Source organism: Pseudomonas sp. YNh, from assembly GCF_037993085.1.
GTDB classification, from domain to species: domain Bacteria; phylum Pseudomonadota; class Gammaproteobacteria; order Pseudomonadales; family Pseudomonadaceae; genus Aquipseudomonas; species Aquipseudomonas putida.
This window is the reverse complement of sequence record NZ_JBBMRJ010000006.1, coordinates 80755-100380: the sequence shown is the minus strand read 5'-3', so window position 1 is coordinate 100380 and position 19626 is coordinate 80755. Positions and strand designations below refer to the sequence as shown.

Annotated in this window: 16 protein-coding genes; 7 read left to right on the top strand and 9 right to left on the bottom strand. The window is 63.3% G+C overall.

The genetic code is table 11. The annotated features are described in order from the left end of the window. Positions 1-41: 41 nt before the first annotated feature. The 5 genes from colR (at position 42) to WF331_RS07985 (ending at position 3752) form a co-directional block, all read left to right on the top strand. Positions 42-725, top strand: coding sequence for a two-component system response regulator ColR (gene colR, locus WF331_RS08005; protein ID WP_016488935.1), 684 nt, complete (start codon positions 42-44; stop codon positions 723-725). Then, on the top strand, positions 715-2025 hold the full coding sequence (locus WF331_RS08000) for a sensor histidine kinase (protein WP_016498073.1): 1311 nt from the start codon (positions 715-717) through the stop codon (positions 2023-2025). Before colR ends, WF331_RS08000 begins: the two co-directional genes overlap by 11 nt. Before the next feature lie 108 nt (positions 2026-2133). Then, positions 2134-2814, top strand: coding sequence for a class I SAM-dependent methyltransferase (locus WF331_RS07995; protein ID WP_284360544.1), 681 nt, complete (start codon positions 2134-2136; stop codon positions 2812-2814). 6 nt (positions 2815-2820) lie between these two features. Continuing rightward, on the top strand, positions 2821-3519 hold the full coding sequence (locus WF331_RS07990) for a lipopolysaccharide kinase InaA family protein (protein WP_016498075.1): 699 nt from the start codon (positions 2821-2823) through the stop codon (positions 3517-3519). Continuing rightward, on the top strand, positions 3519-3752 hold the full coding sequence (locus WF331_RS07985) for a hypothetical protein (protein WP_016498076.1): 234 nt from the start codon (positions 3519-3521) through the stop codon (positions 3750-3752). The genes WF331_RS07990 and WF331_RS07985 overlap by 1 nt, the downstream gene beginning before the upstream one ends. 168 nt (positions 3753-3920) lie before the next feature. Here WF331_RS07985 and WF331_RS07980 read toward each other — a convergent pair whose 3' ends face one another. The 9 genes from WF331_RS07980 to WF331_RS07940 all read right to left on the bottom strand — a co-directional run bounded on the left by WF331_RS07980 (position 3921) and on the right by WF331_RS07940 (position 17567). Next, positions 3921-6965: a multidrug efflux RND transporter permease subunit gene (locus WF331_RS07980; protein WP_340622794.1), complete on the bottom strand. Its 3045-nt coding sequence runs from the start codon at positions 6963-6965 to the stop codon at positions 3921-3923. Between the two features lie 12 nt (positions 6966-6977). After that, the gene (locus WF331_RS07975) at positions 6978-8126 is read right to left on the bottom strand and encodes an efflux RND transporter periplasmic adaptor subunit (RefSeq protein WP_340622793.1); all 1149 of its coding nucleotides are present in this window, start codon (positions 8124-8126) and stop codon (positions 6978-6980) included. Between the two features lie 235 nt (positions 8127-8361). After that, entirely contained in the window at positions 8362-9459 is a 1098-nt protein-coding gene (locus WF331_RS07970; protein WP_049273256.1) for a DUF1513 domain-containing protein, read from the bottom strand. Between the two features lie 2 nt (positions 9460-9461). Beyond that, positions 9462-10526, bottom strand: coding sequence for an imelysin family protein (locus tag WF331_RS07965; protein WP_284360557.1), 1065 nt, complete (start codon positions 10524-10526; stop codon positions 9462-9464). 20 nt (positions 10527-10546) lie between these two features. Further along, positions 10547-11974 (bottom strand): di-heme oxidoreductase family protein, encoded by a 1428-nt coding sequence (locus tag WF331_RS07960; RefSeq protein WP_016498082.1) that lies wholly within the window; start codon positions 11972-11974, stop codon positions 10547-10549. A gap of 277 nt (positions 11975-12251) precedes the next feature. Further along, the gene (locus WF331_RS07955) at positions 12252-13589 is read right to left on the bottom strand and encodes an imelysin family protein (protein ID WP_241799585.1); all 1338 of its coding nucleotides are present in this window, start codon (positions 13587-13589) and stop codon (positions 12252-12254) included. Between the two features lie 158 nt (positions 13590-13747). Further along, positions 13748-15802 (bottom strand): putative bifunctional diguanylate cyclase/phosphodiesterase, encoded by a 2055-nt coding sequence (locus WF331_RS07950; protein ID WP_016498084.1) that lies wholly within the window; start codon positions 15800-15802, stop codon positions 13748-13750. Positions 15803-16132: 330 nt separating this feature from the next. Continuing rightward, positions 16133-16729: a superoxide dismutase gene (locus WF331_RS07945; RefSeq protein ID WP_012312902.1), complete on the bottom strand. Its 597-nt coding sequence runs from the start codon at positions 16727-16729 to the stop codon at positions 16133-16135. A 238-nt stretch (positions 16730-16967) separates the two neighbouring features. Then, on the bottom strand, positions 16968-17567 hold the full coding sequence (locus WF331_RS07940) for a LysE/ArgO family amino acid transporter (protein WP_016498085.1): 600 nt from the start codon (positions 17565-17567) through the stop codon (positions 16968-16970). Between the two features lie 99 nt (positions 17568-17666). On the opposite strand from WF331_RS07940, the gene WF331_RS07935 reads away from it, so the two are divergent. Both WF331_RS07935 and WF331_RS07930 read left to right on the top strand, forming a co-directional pair. After that, positions 17667-18557: a LysR family transcriptional regulator ArgP gene (locus tag WF331_RS07935; RefSeq protein WP_016498086.1), complete on the top strand. Its 891-nt coding sequence runs from the start codon at positions 17667-17669 to the stop codon at positions 18555-18557. A 49-nt stretch (positions 18558-18606) separates the two neighbouring features. Next, entirely contained in the window at positions 18607-19602 is a 996-nt protein-coding gene (locus WF331_RS07930; protein ID WP_016498087.1) for an NAD-dependent epimerase/dehydratase family protein, read from the top strand. Positions 19603-19626: the final 24 nt, after the last annotated feature.

Sequence of the window (19626 nt, the reverse complement as noted above, 5' to 3'; positions counted from 1 at the left end):
TGCCGCGCACCACAGCGAGAAGCGCCGCACAGGAGAAACCGATGCGCATTCTTTTGGTTGAAGACAACCGCGATATCCTGGCCAACCTGGCCGATTACCTGGGCATGAAGGGCTACACCGTTGACTGCGCCCAAGATGGCTTGTCCGGCCTGCACCTGGCTGCCACCGAACACTACGACCTGATCGTGCTGGACATCATGCTGCCCGGCATCGATGGCTACACCCTGTGCAAGCGCCTGCGTGAAGACGCCCGCCGCGACACCCCGGTGATCATGCTTACCGCCCGCGACCAGTTGGACGACCGACTGCAAGGTTTCCGCTCCGGGGCCGACGACTACCTGCTCAAGCCGTTCGCGCTGTCGGAGCTTGCGGCGCGCATCGAAGCGGTGCTGCGTCGAGCCCAGGGCGGCGGGCGCCGTACGCTGCAGGTGTCCGACCTCAGCTACGACCTCGACACCCTGGAGGTTACCCGCCAGGGGCGCCTGCTCAAGCTCAACCCTGTCGGCCTCAAGCTGCTGGCAGTGTTGATGCAGAAAAGCCCGCACGTGTTGCGCCGCGAAGTGCTGGAAGAAGCCTTGTGGGGCGACGACTGCCCTGACAGCGACAGCCTGCGCAGCCATGTGCACCAGCTGCGCCAGGTGATCGACAAACCGTTTGAAAAACCGTTGCTGCATACCGTGCATGGCGTCGGCTATCGCCTCGCCGAGGGCCGCGATGGAGTTTAAGCAAAGCCTTGCCCAGCGCATCATCATCGCCTTTGCCTTGATGAGCGCGCTGGTGGCCGGGGCGTTCGCCTTCGGCATCGTTGCCACTGTGCACCTGGTCGAAGAGCGGTTGATTTCCTCGGTATTGGGCGGTGACCTGCAGCGCCTGCTGCGCATGGACAGCGTCAGCGACTGGAGCCACCGGCCACGCCCCGATCAGCTGTTCTACTTCAGCGGCGGGCGTGACGACTTCGAGCTGCCCAAGGACCTGCGCCACCTCGACCGAGGCTTCCACGAGGTGTTTCGCGACCAGCTGTCGTACCACGCCATGGTCGAGATCGTCGATGGCCGCCGGTATGTACTGCTGCAGGACCAGAGCGACTTCGAAGAACGCGAGCGCGTGCTGTTCGCGGTGGTGGTGGTGGGCTTCGTGCTCAGCCTGGTGCTGGCCGTCATCCTCGGCTGGCTGGTGGCGCGCCGGGTGATGGCGCCGGTGATCCGCCTGGCCCGCCAGGTGCGTCACCGCGACCAGCTGCTGGGCCTGGCCCCGCCGCTGGCACCGGACTACGCCGCAGACGAAGTCGGCCAGCTGGCAGTGGCTTTCGACGATACCTTGGGCCGCCTGCGCGATGCGCTGACCCGCGAACGGCTGTTCACCAGTGATGTCAGCCACGAGCTGCGCACGCCGTTGATGGTGCTGGCAACCTCCTGCGAACTGCTGATGGAAAACCCCAATCTCGACACCCGCGCGCGCAGCCAGGTGGAGCGCGTGGCGCGGGCCACGGAAGAGATGCGCGAGCTGGTCAAGACCTTCCTGATGCTGGCGCGTGCGCAGCGTGACGAGGGCGCGGTGGCCTCGCAGGCGACCCTTCGCGAAGTGGCTGATGAGCTGATCGGCGTGTGGCGCGACACCATCGAGCAAAAGGGCCTGACCCTGTACTTCGATGGCCGCGTCAGCGCGAGCCCGGTGCTGTACAACGCCACGTTCCTGCAGTCGGTGATGGGCAACCTGCTGCGCAATGCTGCGCACTACACCGATAGCGGCTATATCCGCCTGAGCCTGGAAGCCAACGGCTTCAGTGTGGAGGACAGCGGTGTGGGTATCCCTGAAGAGCAGCGCGAGGCCATGTTCAAGCCATTTGTACGCGGCGACGAGCGGCGCGGCGAGGGCCTGGGTCTGGGGCTTTCGCTGGTGCAGCGGATCTGTGATGACCAGGGCTGGCGCGTTACCCTCACGTCTACCTTGCCGCATGGTTGCCGCTTCCAGGTCGACCTGAGCAATACCGCGGCCAAAGGCGACCTGGACGGCATGGCCGAGTAATGGTTTGTAACAGGTCAATTGGCGCGCAACATTTTTTTCACATTGGCATGACCTGATTCCGACGCTTGCTTACCTAAGGTGAGCGGCACTGGAGTCAGGAGATGCCCAATGCGTAGCCCCATCAAGCTTGAATTTTCCGAGAAGTACGACAAAGACCATGCGCGTGAGTACTTTCTCAAGCACCAGGACGGCCTGGCGCGACGCCTTTCCCACAAGCGAGATGAGCAACTGGCGCGTCGCGCCCTGGCATTGGCTGGCGAGCCTGGCCTGGTACTGGACCTGCCGTGCGGTGCTGGCCGTTTCTGGCCGCTGCTGGCAGAAAAACCCAATCGGGTAATCATCGGTGCCGACAACTCCGAAGCGATGATCGAGACAGCGTGCGCCGCGCAACCGCCAGAAGTGGTGGCACGGGTACGCCCTTTGCAGACTTCTGCGTTTGCCATTGACCTGCCGGACAACTCGGTGGACAGCATTTTCTGTATGCGACTGTTCCACCACATTGGCGAATCCGCCCACAGAAAGACCATTCTTTCGGAATTTCAGCGGGTTAGCCGTGATAGTGTGATTCTGTCCCTGTGGGTGGATGGCAACTTCAAGGCCTGGCGCCGAAAAAAACTCGAAGAGCGTCGCAGTACCAAGGCTGACCAGGACAATTACCAGAACCGTTTTGTGTTACCGGCCGAAACGGTCGAAGAAGAATTCAGGGCCGCAGGCTTCAGAATCCAGGAACGCCTCGACTTCCTGCCGTTCTATGCCATGTGGCGGGTTTACGTATTGCGTAAGGGGTAGTGTTTGATGGCTGTAGCCCAGAAAGGGGAGTCGCGGTTCGATTTTTACTGGCGCCAGCAAGGCGAGTGGGTGGAGGAACCTAACCAGCGCCGCGGTGGCGAGAGTGGTGTGCAACGTCTCAATGATGCCAATGGCAAGCTGCTGTATGCCAAGCGTCAGGTCGGGCATATCTACCGCAGCCTGCTGCACCCTTTTGGCCGACCGACCGTATTGCGTGAACTCGATGCGCTGAACAGCTTCGAGCAACTGGGCGTGCGTGTACCGCGCATCGTCTTCTGTGGTGCCGAACGCGATGCCGACCACCAATGGCGTGCGCTGCTGGTGAGCGAAGCATTGGACGGGTTTATCGAACTCGACAACTGGCATGCCGAAGGTGCCCGTGAGCGTTACCCGCAGGTTGTGCATGAGCGCATGCTCAAGGACCTGGCGGACAACCTTGCGCGCATGCACCTGGGGCACTGGCAGCACGGCTGCCTGTATGGCAAGCACGTATTCATCAAGGTGATTGGCGAAGGCGAGCAAGCGCGCGTCGAAGTGGCGCTGCTGGACCTGGAAAAGTGCCGGCGGCGTATCAGTTGCCAGCGTGCGGCAGGTAACGACCTGCGCCAGCTGCGCCGCCATTCGTCGCTCAATGACGCGGAATGGCAGACGTTGCTCTACTTTTACAAGATGGCGTTTGGCAGCGCTGTCAAAGGGTTAGGGTAATGAAACTAGAAATAGCTCGAGCTTTGTTCCTGGTAGCCGGCCTGGCCGTGACCACCGTGGCGGTGGCTGCCTGGGAAGAGCCGAGGCCGACCGTGTTCAGCAAGGCTGAGATGGCCGACCAGTGCGCGTTGCCGCGGGAAGCGAAACCGCAGCAGCAGGCACAGGTCGCGCCGGATCAGGACCTTTTGCTGTTCCTGTTTGGTCTGCGTCAAGGGTTGCGGCCATTTGGCTGAACCCGGTGTGAGCTAGAAACGCCAGAGGCCCCGCAATCGCGGGGCCTCTGGCTTTTTTGTGTCTGCCTCACCGGCCTCTTCGCGGGTAAACCCGCTCCCACGGGTAAAGCTCAGGTACGGAACCTGTGCAGTACCTGTGGGAGCGGGTTTACCCGCGAAGAGGCCGGATCAGGCTACAGCAGGTTCTTTAGCCACCGCCCTGTGCGCCAGCAGTGTGTAGATACAAGGCAGCACAAACAAGGTAAACAGCGTACCAATCGACATCCCGGTGGCGATCACCGTCCCGATGTCAAAACGGCTGACCGCCCCGGCCCCGGTCGCCAGAATCAGCGGTACCATGCCGAACACCATTGCCGCCGTTGTCATCAGCACTGGCCGCAGGCGAATCGCCGCCGCTTCCTCGATCGCCTCGCGCACGCTCAGGCCGCGTTCCTCACGCAGCTGGTTGGCGAACTCGACGATGAGGATACCGTGCTTGCTGATCAGCCCGATCAAGGTCACCAGCCCGACCTGGGTGTAGATATTCATGCTCGATATACCCAGGAACAGCGGCAGCAGCGCCCCGCAGATCGACAATGGCACCGTCACCAGGATCACCAGCGGGTCGCGGAAACTTTCAAACTGTGCTGCCAGCACCAGGAAGATGATCGCCAGTGCCAGGCCGAAGGTAACCCACAGCGCGCTGCCTTCCTGAACGTACTGGCGGGCCACGCCGGCGTAGTCGAAGGCAAAGCCTTCCGGGGCCTCTTCGCGGGCGATGTCCTGCACCGTCTTCAGCGCTTCGCCCAGGCTGACCATGGGCACGCCCTGGATGATCGCCGAGTTCAACTGCTGAAACTGGTTGAGCTGACGCGGGCGGGCGCGGTCGGTGAGGGTGATCAGGGTCGACAGCGGCAGCAGTTGGCCCTGGTCGTTCTTCACGTAGTAGTTGTTCAGCCAGCCGGGGTTGTCACGGTACAGCCGCTCGACCTGGGCTATCACCTTGTAGCTGCGCCCTTCCAGCGTGAACCGGTTGATTTCCGCCTCGCCCAGCAAGGTTGCCAGCGTGCCGCCCAAGGCGTCCATCGACACCCCCATCTGCGCTGCTTTTGCCCGGTCGATGTCGACCACCACTTCGGGCTTGTCGAAGGCCAGGTCGATGTCGAGGAAGGCGAACTTGCCCGACTCCTGGGCGCGGGTCTTGATGCGCTGGGCCACTTCCAGCAGTGCCGGGTAGTCACCTGCGGTATTGATCACGAACTGGAACGGCAGGCCCTCACCGGTACCGGGCAGGGAGGGCAGGTTGAAGCCGAAGATCTGCAGGCCGCCGATTTCCTCCAGTTTGGCCTGCACCAGTGGCAACAGCTCCATCTGTGTGCGCTCGCGCTCGTTCCAGGGTTTGAGCAGGAAGCCGCCGATACCCGTCTGCACGCCATTGAAACCGTTGATCTGGAAGGATGAGTAGTATTCGGGGAAGGCCTTGAACAGCGGGGTGAACTCGTCGGTATAGGCGTTGAGGTAATCGAGGTTGGCCGGCTGCGGCGAGCTGCTCATCATGAAGATCACGGCCTGGTCTTCGTTGGGCGCCAGTTCGTTCTGGGTGAACTTGAGCAGCACCGGGATCAGGCACAGGATGATCACCGCAAACACCAGCACCACCGGGCGGCTATCCAGGGTGGCGTGCAACAGGCGCTGGTAGCGCACCTTCAGGCGCTCGAAGATCTTGTCCAGGCGATGGGCGAGGCCGCTGGGGTTCTGCTCCTGGCGCAGCAGCAGGGCGCACATCATCGGCGACAGGGTGAGGGCCACGATGCCGGAGATGACCACCGCCCCGGCCAAGGTCAGGGCGAACTCCTTGAACAAGGCCCCTGTGAGCCCGGTGAGGAAGCCGATGGGTGCATACACGGCGGCCAGAGTGATGGTCATCGACACCACCGGCATGGCGATCTCGCGGGCGCCCTCCAGTGCCGCGTCGAACGGCGACTTGCCTTCTTCCATGTGCCGGTGGATGTTCTCCACCACGACAATGGCATCGTCCACCACCAGGCCGATGGCCAGCACCATGGCCAGCAGGGTCAGCAGGTTGAGCGAGTAGCCCATCATCTGCATGAAAAACAGCACGCCGATCATCGACAGCGGAATGGTGACCACCGGGATCAGCACCGAGCGCAGGGCGCCGAGGAACAGGAACACCACCACGATCACGATCAATACCGCTTCACCGAGGGTCTTGATCACTTCGTCGATGGAGGCCTGGATGAACAGCGTGGCGTCGTAGGCGATCGACACCTTCAGCGCCGAGGGTAGCTGGCTTTCCAGCTCAGGCATGATACGCCGCACTTCCTTGATCACTTCCAGCGGGTTGGAGGCCGGGGTGGCCTTGATGCCGATATACACCGATGGCGTGCCGTCGAACGAGCTGACCGTGTCGTAGTTTTCTGCGCCCATCTCTACCCGCGCCACATCGCCCAGCAGCACGCGGCTGTCGCCGCTGGTCTTGACCGGCAGGGCGGCGAACGCTTCGGCCGACTTCAGCTCGGTACTGGCGTTGATACTGGTAACCACGTATTCGCCTTTTACCTCACCGGCAGCAGAGAGGAAGTTGTAGCGGCGTACGGCATTGGTCACGTCGGTGGCCGACAGGCCGAAGCCGGCCAGCTTCACCGGGTCGATCCAGATACGCATGGCAAACACTTGGTTGCCGAGAATTTCCGCCTCGGCCATGCCTGGCAACGTGGCCAGCTTGGGCTGGATGACCCGTGACAGGTAGTCGGTGATCTGCGGGTTGCTCATTTCCTTGCTGTAGAAACTCACGTACATCAGCGCCGAGGCATCGGCAGCCTCCTTGCTCAGCACTGGGTCTTCGGAGTCCTGAGGGAGTTTGTTGCGCACTTCGTTGGCCTTGGCCAGCAGCTCGGTGAACAGCCGGTCGCTGTCGGCACCGATGCGCGCGTAGATGGAAATGATCGAGAAGTTCTGCCGGCTCACCGAGGTCATGTAGTCGATGCCTTCGGCACTTGCCAGGCTTTGCTGCAGCGGCTGGGTGATGTAGCCCTGGATGGTCTCGGCGTTGGCCCCGGGATAAGCCGTGGTTACCGTGATCAGGGCGTTTTCCATTTGTGGGTACTGGCGGATCTGCAGCTTGTTCCAGGCCTGGAAGCCCAGCAGCAAGATCAGCAGGCTGACCACGCTGGCCAGTACCGGGCGACGGATAAACGGATCGGTAAACGCCATGCCAGCCTCCTGTCAGTCCTTGCCCGTCGCGCCCTGTTCGGGCTTGAGGGCTTTGTCCTGGCCGATGCGGATCGCGGCGCCCGGGGTGAGCTTCAGTTGCCCGGCGGTGACCACCTGTTCGCCGGCTTGCAGGCCCTTGCTGACCACCACCACGCCGTCGCGGCGCTCGCCGGTTTGGACCGTGCGTTGTTCGGCGACCAGCTGGGGTTGGCCCTTGTCGTCGTTTTCTGGCTTGCCGTCCTTGTCCTTCTTCGGCGCGGCGACGTACACCGAATTGCCGTACAGGGTGTAGGTAATGGCGCTTTCCGGCACTACCACTTGCGGTTGCGGGTTGGGCAGCAGGATCAGCAGGTTGGCGAACATGCCTGGCAGCAGCTTGCCGTCGGGGTTGGCCAAGGTGGCACGCACCAGCAGGTTGCGCGTGGTTTCCTCGACCTTGGGGTTGATGGCACTGAGGCTGGCGGGGAAGGTCTGGCCCGGGTAGGCGGCCACCTGCAACAGCACCTGCTGGCCCAGGCTCAACTTCGGCAGGGCCTGCTCCGGCACATTGAAGTCTACGTACAGGCTGGACGTGTCCTGCAGGGTGGCGATCATCGTGCCGGCGGCCAGGTACTGGCCGATGTCCACCTGGCGGATACCGATAGTGCCGCTGAACGGGGCGTTGATGCTCTTCTTGATCTTCTGCGCCTTGAGCTGCTCGACCACCGCCTGGTTTCGGCGGTACTGGGAGCTAAGGCGGTCGAACTCGCCACGGGAGATGGCCGAGTCGCCGACCAGTTGGCTGCCACGGCCAAAATCCACCTTGGCCAGGCCCAGGTCTGCCTGGGCGGTGCCGAGCAGGGCCGTTTCCTGGTCGTCGTTGAGTTGCAGCAGCAATTGCCCGGCCTTGACCTGCTGGCCCGAGTTGAAGTGCAGGGCTTTGACGATACCTTCCACCTCCAGGCTCAGCTCCACACCCTGCAGTGCCTTGAGGCTGCCGACGGCGGGCAGGCGCTCTTGCCACTGACGCTGTTCGGCCAAGGCTGCCGCTACGGTGATGGGCGGCTTGGGGGCAGTGAACATCTGGATCTGCTGATAGATCGAGAAAGCCTTGTAGCCCCCCAGGGCCAGCACGATCAGCAGAACCACGGCCAACATGATCAGCATGCGGCGGCGCAGCATAGGTCCGGTTCCTTGGATACGGTTGTTATTAGCCTGGACACGACAACGGGCGATCCTGCCCACGTGTGGATGGGGGAAGTATTGACTGTTTTTTGATTGAAGGGGAGTGAATTGTCTGAACCGGCCCCATCGCCGGCAAGCCAGCTCCCACAGGTACACCACAGGTCCTGAAACCTGCGGTGTACCTGTGGGAGCTGGCTTGCCGGCGATGGGGCCGGTGAAGGCAGCGGATCAATCAGACGAGATGCAGGTGGTTGTCCCAGAAGCCGGATGGCAGGTTCATCGGTTGCCCGACCAGTTCGGCCTTGCGGCAATCGTAGAACCGGCAACGGCCCTGCCCGGAGGTGACGACAAAGCCGTCTTTCACCGCGCCAACCCCTGCGCAATCAGGCATGGGTGCATCCAGGCGAACTGCGCCGCTGTCCAGGTCCCAGACAAACAGGCGGTTGGCCCGGGGCGCGGTCAGTGCCACCAGCCGCAGTTCGCTATGGATGGCAACGCTTGCGGTGTACTGGGCCATGGCCTGCAACTGCCGCTCTGGCACCGGGAAGGCCTTGAACGGCTCGCCCGGGCGCTTGATCGCCAGCAGCTCGGCAGTTTCATCGGCATCGCCCATGAACTGCTGGCAGGCAGCGATGGTGCCATCGCTGCCCACCGCCAGGTGGCGCACGCTGTTCATCTGCTGGGCCAGGGTTTCCTTGCTCAGCAGGGTGCCGTCGCGTTGCATCAGCACCAGGCTCGGCTGCATGGCGTCAAGGTTCATCTCCACCCGGCTTTCGGCTTCGGTGCGAATACCGCCGTTGGCCACGATCAGCGTTTCGCCATCGGGCAGCCAGGCCACCTCGTGCGGGCCAATGCCGTGGGTCGGGATCTCGCCGGTGTGTACCAGGCGTTCACCTTCGAAGCGGTACACGCCGAGCACGCCCCGGCCCGGGTCGGTGGTGTCGTTCTCGGTGGCATACAGCCATTCGCCGCCTTTGTGCACCACGGCGTGGCCGTAGAAGTGCCGGTTCGGCTGCGAGGCTACCGTTTGCAGCAGGCGCCCGTCGCGCAAGTCGACCAGGTAGCTTTCGGTACCGGGGCGACGGGCGACGAACAGGGCGATCGGCTGCTCGGGGTGGTGAATGATGGCATGGCAACGCTGCGCGACCTGGGTACTGAACACCTCGGTGCCGTCCAGGCGGAAACCGACGGCATAGTGCTTGCCGTCGCCGTCGTCACGCGCCGAGAGCAGCAAGGGTTCGCTGCCTTTGTTGCGGAACAGGCTCCAGCCGCCCAAGGTGAGGGCGCTGAGCAATACGCTACCGAGTTTGAGTGCCTGGCGTCGCAGCATGATCAGTCACCGTCGTTGGCATTGAAGCCCAGCTGGATGTTCAACGCCTTGGCCAGCTCGCCTTCGTGCAGGCGGTGGACGACGTTGAGGCTGTCGTAGATCTGGTTGAGGGTTTGCTGGCCAGCGTCGTCGGCCAACAACTCACCGAGGGTTTTCTGGTTGTCGGCCAGCAGTTTGAGCGAGGTAGCGTAGGCGGCGTCGATCTTGTCCGCCAGCGCTTTCTGATCGCTGGGCAGCAGGCCGCGCAGGCCCTGGTTGTCGACCCCGACCCAAACGGTTTCGGCGGCCTTGAGGGTGGCCTCCAGGCTTTTCAGCGAGTTGTGGCTGCGCCAGGCTTCGGCTTGCAGCGGCTGCGCGATGCCCTTGCTCTGGCGACCCATCGGCGCACCCAGCTTCTTCTTCAGGGTATCCAGGGCGGTGACCTGGGAGCGCAGCAGGTCGGCGATTGCCTCGTGGGAATCGGCGTAGCGCTGGTTCGGGAACTTGGTCATCTGCGAAAGCATGCCGTCGGTGCTGTTCCAGCCCTTGAGGATCTCCTCGGCCAGGACCTTCTGGTGTTCACCGATGGCCACCAGCAGCGGGCAGTAGCGGGCTTTCTGCTCGGCCGTGGCGATGTCCGGCTTGCTGTCGAACAGGATGTACTCGTAGGCCGACAGGCCACGTACCACAACGCTGGACTTGCCCAGGGAGGCGGCATCGACCGGCTTGTCGCCGTTGACCAGCTGTTCGACCTGGCGGCCGACCAGGTTCTTCTTGTCGGGCCAGAACTGTACCTGCCAGGCGCGGTTGCCTTCGGCCAGCGGGCCGACCAGCAGCGGCTGCAACTCGGCCCAGGCCTTTTGCGCGTTGAGGAAGTCGGCGCGGGCCTTGTCCAGGCCTTCCTTGCCTTCGCAGTACGCCAGGGCGCTGGCGGCCAGCGCGCGATCGGCTTCGACCCAGCGGCTGTAGGTGGGCAGAATGACCTGTTTGGCGATGGCGGCAGAGGTCACTGCTTGCGGATCCTGCGGCGAGCAGGCACCGAGGGCGAGTGCGGCGAGGCTGGTGAACAACAGTTTGGGTCGGAACATGCCCGGCTCCTTTGCGCGTTTTAAAGTGAGTTCAGGAACGCCAGCAACGCGGCGCGTTGCTCGGCATTGAAAGTGAGTACGAAATTGCGTGCCGCGTCGGCTTCGCCACCATGCCAGAGCACGGCTTCAAGCAGGTTGCGGGCGCGGCCGTCGTGCAGGAACTGGCTGTGGCCGCTGACCGTTTCGTTCAGGCCCACGCCCCACAGGGGCGGGGTCCGCCAGTCCTGGCCGTTGGCGGCAAATTCGGTGCGTTCGTCAGCCAGGCCCGGGCCCATGTCATGCAGCAGCAGGTCGGTGTAAGGACGGATGACCTGGTTGGCCAGCTCTGGCTCGGCGGCATCGGCGGCGGTGGTGAACTGCGGAGTGTGGCAGCCCTGGCAGCCGGCCTGGTAGAACAGGTTCTTGCCCGCCAGCACCTGCGGCGCGTTCACATCGCGGCGGGCCGGTACGGCCAGGTTACGGGTGTAGAAGGTGACCAGGCGCAGGATGTTGTCGCTGACTTCCTTTTCGCCATCGGCACCGTCACCGTTGGGCGCGGCCAGGCAGTCGGCCTGGGCAGGGGTGCAATCGTCCTTGGGTTGCAGGGTACTGGTCAGGCCCATGTCGCCGACAAAGGCGTGCACGTTCTGCTGGTTGACGTTGGGCTGCCCGGCCTTCCAGCCGAAGCGACCGACCACGGTCTTGCCCTGGGCGTCGTCCCACACCCGGTTGGCCCGCCCGCGAATGCCGTCGCGGTTGTGGTCGTCCGGGTCTTCGTTGGCCAGCAGGTCGGCCTCGGGGATGGCTTCGAGCAGGCCCAGGCCGATCATCGGGGGGGCTACCCGCGCCGAAAAACGGGTGTCGGGGTGCATCACGCCATAGCCGAGCTGGGTAATCTGCAGGGTTGGCTTGCGCAGCTCTACCTGGTGGCCGTCCTTGAACGACACGGTTTCCTGGGTGTAGCTCACCCGCACCTTGCCTTCTGGCGCCACGCCAGGGATGGCCATGTCCTGCAACTGGGTGCCGTACACCGGCTCCGGCACCACGCCGAGGCGCTCGATGACCTTGGCGAGGTAGGGCTGGTCGGGGATCGACAGGCGTACCAGCATGCCCACCGCGTTGCTGTCATCCGGCTCTGGCGGGTGGCCACGGCCATCGCGCACATGGCAGTTCTGGCAGGCGTTGGTGTTGAACAGCGGGCCCAGGCCATCACGTGCGGTGGTGGTGGACGGGGCGATCACCCAGGGGTTGCGGAAGAAGCTGTTGCCCACGGCGAAGTCCAGGCGCCGCTCGGGCGAGAGGTTGGCCGAGGGCAATGAATAGGCGTTGCGGTCGCTGCGCTGCACGGTCGCCTTGCCACCCGACAACGCTTCGCCGGGCTCGGCCTGGGTGAAACGCGGGGCGTCGTCACAGGCGGCGAGGGCAAGGGTTAGCAGCAGGGGGGAAAGTCGGGACAGCGACGAGGACATCAAGGATCCTGGGCGTGAGCGAAAACCGGCGTGCAAGCTTAGCAAAGTGGGGGTGTTTGAATAAGAGCAATTTGCAATTGCTGGATGAAATCGGTGTCAGTTGGCCAGTGTTTGTGGTGGCCTGGTCGGGCCCTATCGCCGGCAAGCCAGCTCTTACAGCTAAACCAGCAGCCTCAAAAACTGTTGAGTACCTGTGGGAGCTAGCTTGCCGGCGATAGGGCCAGATGCCAAAAAGGCGCCCCGAAGGCCGCCTTTTCTGAGAACCGCTACAGCAAGATCAGAATTCGTGATCTGCGGTGTCCGGGTTCAGGTTGGCAATACCCAGCTTGCCTGCAGCCTGCTCGATCGCACCGGTCTGCTTGACCAGGGCGGCGATGGCGTCACGCACGATCTGGTTGCCGGCTGCGTTGTCGGCGGCGATCAGCTGGTCGTAGTGCTCGCCTTTGAGGGCGTGGTCGACGATCACCTGGATCTTGGCTTCGGTGGCTTCCAGGTCGGCCTTGAGGGTGGCGTCGGCGGCCGGGTCAGCCTTGGCTACCAGCGACGACAGGCTCGGGCCGGTCACCTTGGTGCCGTCCGGGCGGGTGTACTCGCCCAGGTAGACGTTGCGGATGCCTTTGGCGTCATAGAAGTGCGAGTAGTGGGTGTTGTCGCTGAAGCAGTCCTGCTCGTCTTCCGGCGAGTTGGCTTCCAGCGAAACTTTCATGCGCTCGCCAGCCAGTTCACCCAGCGACAGGCTGCCCATGCCGAACAGCATCTTGCGCAGGCCGTCGTTGACAGGCTCCGCTTCCAGCGTGGCACGGTAGTTGTCGGCAACGTTCGGCGCCCAGTTGCCGACCATCTCTTCGAGGTCCTTGACCAGCAGGTCGGTGACCGCTTTCAGGTAGGCACGGCGGCGATCGTTGTGGCCGCCAGTGGCGCCCTGGCCTTCCAGGTAGTCCGACGCAGGACGATTACCAGCGCCTGGGCCGGTGCCGTTCAGGTCCTGGCCCCAGAGCAGGAACTCGATGGCGTGGTAGCCGGTGGCGACGTTGGCTTCAGAACCGCCCAGTTCGTTCAGGCTGGCCAGCTTCTCGGGGGTGATGTCCTTGACGTCGACCTTCTCTTCGCCCACCTGGATCTCGGTGTTGGCGATGATGTTGGCGCCGGCGGCCGGGTTGCCCAAGGCGTGCTCGTAGCTCTTGTCGACGTAGTCGATCAGGCCTTCGTCCAGCGGCCAGGCGTTCACCTGGCCTTCCCAGTCGTCGATGATGGTGTTGCCGAAGCGGAAGGCCTCGGTCTGCAGGTACGGTACGCGCGAGGCGAACCAGGCTTCCTTGGCGGCCTTCAGGGTTTCGTCGTTGGGCTTGGCCAGGAACGCGTCGACTGCGGTCTGCAGCGCCTTGGCGGTGCTCAGCGAGTCGCTGTACACGGCGTAGACCATTTCGGCGTAGTGCTTGACCACGGCTTTGCCGGCGGCTTCGTCGACAGCCCCTGGCGCAGCAGCGGTGGTGCTGGCGGCAGCAGCAGGTGCCTGGGCTTGCGGCGCGGCGGCTTTGTCGTCCTTTTCACCGCAACCGGCGAGAGCGATGGCAATGGCCAGCAGACTGGCGGAGGCCAGAGGCATTCGAATCATTATTGGTTTTCCTGCATCGTGTGGTTGGACCAAGGGGTGGACCGTGCGCCGTGGCACGCGAAACCGCAACATCATGCGAAAGATTTGCATTTGCTGTAAAGGGGCGGGTGCGCAATTCATGTAATTGCCGGTCACAGCCTGTAACCCGGCAGGCCGGCTCAGAGCATCGAAACCTGATTCCGCTGCGCCTGCTTGAGGAAACTGGTCAGCTCTCGGGCCGACAGCGGCTTGCTGTAGTGATAGCCCTGGCCCTCGTGGCAGCCCTGGGCAACGATGTAGGTTTCCTGTTCGGCGGTTTCCACCCCTTCGGCAATCACCTGCATGCCCAGGCTCTTGCCCAGCTGGATGATGGCCCGAACGATGGTGGCGTCGTCATCGTCGTCGAGCAGGTCCTGAACGAAGCTCTTGTCGATCTTGATCTTGTCCAGCGGCAGTGATTTCAGGTAGCTGAGCGACGAATAGCCTGTGCCGAAGTCGTCGATGGCAATCAACGCCCCGGAGCGGCGCAGGCTCAGCAGGTGCTGGGCGGCCGTGCTGATGTCTTCCATCAGGCCGGTCTCGGTCACTTCCAGCTCCAGGCTGCGTGGCGGCAGGCGGTAGGCCTGCAGCAGGTTGTTGACCACCCGCGGCAGTTCGCTGTGGTGCAGCTGCACGGTGGACAGGTTGACCGCCATGCGCAGCTCGCTGAAGCCTTGGTCGTGCCATTCGCGCAGTTGCCGGCAGGCCTGGTCCAGTACCCATTCGCCGATGCTGATGATGCTGCCGTTCTGTTCGGCCAGCGGAATGAACTGGTCCGGCGGGACCATGCCCAGCTCCGGGTGCTGCCAGCGCAGCAGCGCCTCGACGCCGACCACGCGGTGGTCGCGGTAGCTGATCTGTGGCTGGTACACCAGGTACAGCTGGTTGCGCGGCAGGGCTTCGCGCAGGTCCTTTTCCAGCTCGCGGCGGCGACGCATCTCGCTGTCGACGCTGGCGATGTAGAACTGGTAGCGGTTGCGCGAACGGGCCTTGGCCAGGGTCATGGTCTGTTCGGCTTTCTGCAGCAGCTTCTCGGTGCTGTCGCCGTCTTCGGGGAACAGGGTGATGCCGATGGTGGCGCGCAGGCGGATCTGCTGGTGGTGGTCGAGGTCGAAGGGCACTTCCAGGTCGTCGAGGATGCTTTGCGCCAGTTCGGCCGCCTCGTACGGCTGCTCGATATTGGCCTGCACCAGGGCAAACTGGTCACCGCCCAGCCGCGCCAAAGCGCCCAGGCGGCCGCTGTGGGCCCGCAGGCGGTCGGCCAGGGCCAATAGCAGTTGGTCACCGACCTGGTAGCTGAACTGCTCGTTGATGCCCTTGAAGTCGTCCAGGCCCACGCAGAGCACCGCCACACGGTGTTGCAGGCGGCCGCCGTCGACGAGAATCTTGTCCAGTTGCTGCTGCAGTTGCTGGCGGTTGGGCAGGCCGGTGAGGAAATCGTACTGGGCCATGCGCTGCAGGCTGTTTTCGGCTTCATGGCGCAAGTGGGTATTACGCTCGATCGATGCGAGCAGCTGGTTGGCGGTATTGACCCAGAGGCCCAGTTCGTTCTTTTCGTGGCCCTTGAGTAGCGGTATCTGGTGCTGGCTGGGTCGGTCGGGGTTGATCTGGGTGAGGTGCTCGATGATCTTGGACAGCGGCTTGGTCAGCAGCCAGTGGTAGACCAGGTACAGCACCAGGCCCATGGCCAAGGCCCGCAGTACGCCGGAAATGAAGATGATCACCGCGTTGATCAGGAAGTCTTCGCCGTAGGACGAGGTGTCCAGGGTAATGCTCAGGTCGCCGTAGTATTCGCTGTAGGGACCGCGGCCGACCAGTTGCGTGGTGTAGGTGCGTTCCTGGCCGAGGATCGGGTCGGTCAGCCAGCGCATGGACATGTCCTGCAGCGGGCGGGACTTTTCTGCCAGCATGGTTTCGTTGGGGTGGCCGATGGACGCCATGCGCACCGACTCGTCCTGGAACAGGCCTTCCATCACCTGCATGCCCATTTCGCGGTCGAGGCTGTACACCGCCTGGGTGGAGGGGTCGCGGAACATGTCGAGGATGCGCTGGGCATCGTTGTTCACGGCCTGGCGGGTCTTGTAAGTGTCGTAGACAATTTGCGCACAGCTGAGCACGACGCCAACCGCCAACGCCGACAGCAGCACGACCCTGAGCAACTTGACCGACAAGCTGTTCCGCAATTCCAGCTTCAATGGGGTTTCCTTAATCCATGCGCATGGCATCATTTTGCCATCAACGATGACGATACACTACCGGCCGATCATGAGCAGTGTATCGGTTGCCTGACCCCGCAACTTGAGTGCGCTGTGTCAATCTTCCAGAGGTTTGATGTTAGCGCGGTATACGGGCTGAGCAAGCAAAACCGTGCCGGCCTCTTCGCGGGCACGCCCGCTCCCGCAGGGATAACATCAAGTTCACCGGCAGCGCCGTATCTGTGGGAGCGGGCATGCCCGCGAAGAGGCCGGCACAGGCATAAAAAAACCCGGCGCATGGCCGGGTCTTTACGTTCAGGGCTGAAGGACTCAGGCCTTGAAGGTCTTGCCTTCGAACTGCTCGGCAACGAAGGCCCAGTTGACCAGGTTCCAGAACGCCTCGACGTACTTCGGACGCAGGTTGCGGTAGTCGATGTAGTAGGCGTGTTCCCAGACGTCGCAGGTCAGCAGCGGGGTGTCGCCGCTGGTCAGCGGGCAACCGGCGCCGATGGTGCTGGCCAGGGCCAGGGAACCGTCAGCTTTCTTCACCAGCCAGCCCCAGCCGGAACCGAAGGTGCCAACCGAAGTCTTGGTGAACTCTTCCTTGAACTTGTCGAAGGAACCGAAAGCGGCGTTGATGGCTTCAGCCAGGGCACCGGTAGGCTGGCCGCCGCCGTTTGGCGACAGGCAGTTCCAGTAGAAGGTGTGGTTCCAGACCTGAGCGGCGTTGTTGAAGATGCCGCCCGAAGAGCTCTTGACGATCTCTTCCAGGGTCTTGCCTTCGAATTCGGTGCCTGGGACCAGGTTGTTCAGGTTCACGACATAGGTGTTGTGGTGCTTGTCGTGGTGATACTCCAGGGTTTCCTTGGAGATGTGCGGCTGCAGGGCATCGTGGGCGTACGGCAGCGGCGGCAATTCAAAAGCCATGGTGGATCTCCTGATTCAGGTCTAGTTCGCGGTTTGCGCAGGGCCGATCACGGGCGGCCCTATGAGCGTCGGCGAGTTTGTACTCTTTGCGACGCAAGGGGTCGATCATAGCACCAGCCCCGGCGCATAACCACGCAACAAACATAGGGAATAGAGGTTCCGCAGCGGTTGGCGGGTACCGACCAGTGGTGGTCGTTTCCAGGCCAACCGATGTGTGCCGGGCCATGCAGGCCAGAGCTCAGTTGAAGATCAACTGCGCCGCCACCGCGAACATCATCACCGCCACCATCAGGTCGAGCATGCGCCAGGTCGCCGGGCGGGCCAGCCACGGTGCCAGCCAGGCCGCACCTATCGCCAGTGTCGAGAACCAAATCAGCGAGGCACTGGCCGCCCCGGCCACATAGGCGCCAGGCTCGGTCTGCTGGGCGCCCAGCGAGCCGATCAGCAACACCGTATCAAGGTAGACGTGCGGGTTCAGCAGCGTTACCGCCAGCGCACTGAGCAGTACGGCACGGCGCGAGCGCATGCCTTGGCCTTCCTGGTGCTGCAGGCTTTGTTTGGAAAAGGCACTGCGCAGGGCTTTGGCGCCGTACCATATGAGGAACAACGCGCCGCCCCAGCGCGCAACGGCCAGCAAGGTCGGGTTTTGCGCCAGCACAGTGGCCAGGCCGAATACCCCGGCAGCCACCAGCAGCGCGTCACAGACAATGCACAGCGCCGCTACCGGCAGGTGATGCTCGCGGCGCAGGCTCTGGGCGAGGACGAAGGCATTCTGGGTGCCGATGGCCATGATCAGGCCGAAGGCCACCAGCATGCCGTTGAGATAGCTTTGCCACATGGCGTGCCCTCCATAAAGGAAACTAAAGATGCTGGCCATTGTGGTGGTTGGCGCTGTATAAGAAAAACAAATAAAGCTGATCAGGCATTAGGGAAATCGATGTTCGACTACAAGTTGCTCGCCGCCTTGGCGGCGGTGATCGAACAGGGTGGCTTCGAGCGTGCCGCGCAAGTGCTCGGCTTGTCGCAGTCGGCCATTTCCCAGCGCATCAAGCTGCTTGAAGCGCGGGTCGGGCAACCGGTGCTGGTGCGTGCCACGCCGCCCAGCCCGACCGAAGTCGGCCGCCAGTTGCTCAACCATGTGCAGCAGGTGCGCCTGCTTGAACGTGACTTGCAGCGCCAGGTGCCGGCGCTGGACGAAGAGGGCATGCCGGAGCGCCTGCGCATCGCCCTGAACGCCGATAGCCTGGCTACCTGGTGGGCCGGTGCGGTGGGCAACTTCTGTGCGCAGCAGAACGTGCTGACCGACCTGGTGGTAGAAGACCAGGAAGTGGGCCTGAAACGCATGCGTGCCGGCGAGGTGGCGGCCTGCCTGTGTGGCAGTGAACGCCCGGTTGCCGGGGCGCGCAGCCTGCTGCTGGGGGCCATGCGCTACCGGGCGTTGGCCAGCCCCGGCTTCATGGCGCGGCATTTCCCCCAGGGTTTTGTCGCCAGCCGCCTGGCCCGGACCCCCGCTATCGTGTACGGCCCGGATGATTTCCTGCAGCATCGTTACCTGGCATCACTGGGCATCGAGGACGGTTTCCTGCACCACCTGTGCCCGTCGTCCGAAGGCTTCCTGCGCATGACCGAGGCCGGGCTGGGCTGGGGGCTGGTGCCCGAACTGCAGGCTCGGGAGCAACTGGCCAGCGGGCAGTTGGTGGAAATCTGCAGCGATACCCCCATCGACGTGCCGCTGTACTGGCATCATTGGCGCAATGGCGGGCAATTGCTCGCGCAACTGACCGACCACCTGCGGCACACCGCGCAGCAATGGCTGGTGCCCTTGTAGCCACGGCTGGCGTCAGTTGCATCTGAAATCTGGCAAGACGGAGTCTTACATGCGAATTCTGGTCACCGGCGCGAGTGGCTTCATTGGCGGGCGCTTTGCGCGCTTCGCCCTGGAGCAGGGCCTGGACGTGCGGGTCAGCGGCCGCCGCGCCGAAGGGGTCGAGCACCTGGTCAAGCGCGGCGCCCAGTTCATCCCAGGCGACCTGGGTGATCCCGAGCTGGCCCGCCGCCTGTGCCAGGGCATGGAGGCTGTGGTGCACTGTGCCGGCGCGGTGGGCAACTGGGGGCGCTACCAGGACTTCTACCAGGGCAATGTGGTCGTCACCGAAAACGTGGTCGAGGGCTGTCTGAAGGAACATGTGCGGCGCCTGGTGCACCTGTCGTCGCCGTCGATCTACTTCAATGGCCGCTCGCGCCTAGACATCCGTGAAGACCAGGTGCCGCGTCGTTTTCACGACCACTATGGGCAAACCAAGCACCTGGCGGAGCAAAAAGTGTTTGGGGCCCAGGAGTTCGGCCTTGAAGTGCTGGCGCTGCGCCCGCGCTTCGTCACCGGTGCCGGCGATGCCAGCATCTTCCCGCGGCTGATGCAGATGCAGCGCAAAGGCCGCGTGGCGATCATCGGCAACGGCCTGAACAAAGTCGACTTCACCAGCGTGCACAACCTCAACGAGGCGCTGCTCAGCGCCTTGTTCGCCGATGACCGTGCGCTGGGCCAGGCCTACAACATCAGCAACGGCCAGCCGCTGCCGCTGTGGGACGTGGTCAACTACGTGATGCGCCAGATGCAGCTGCCGCAGGTTACCCGCTACCGTTCCTATGGCCTGGCCTACAGCCTGGCCGCGGTGAACGAGGCGGCCTGCATGTTATGGCCGGGGCGCCCGCAACCCACCCTGTCGCGCTTGGGGATGCAGGTGATGAGCCGTGATTTCACCCTGGATATCAGCCGTGCGCGGCAGTACTTGGACTACCAGCCCAAGGTCAGCCTGTGGACGGCGCTGGATGAATTCTGCGGTTGGTGGAAGCATTTGCCGCCAGGGCAGTAAAGCCGCTGGCGTGACAATGGTCAT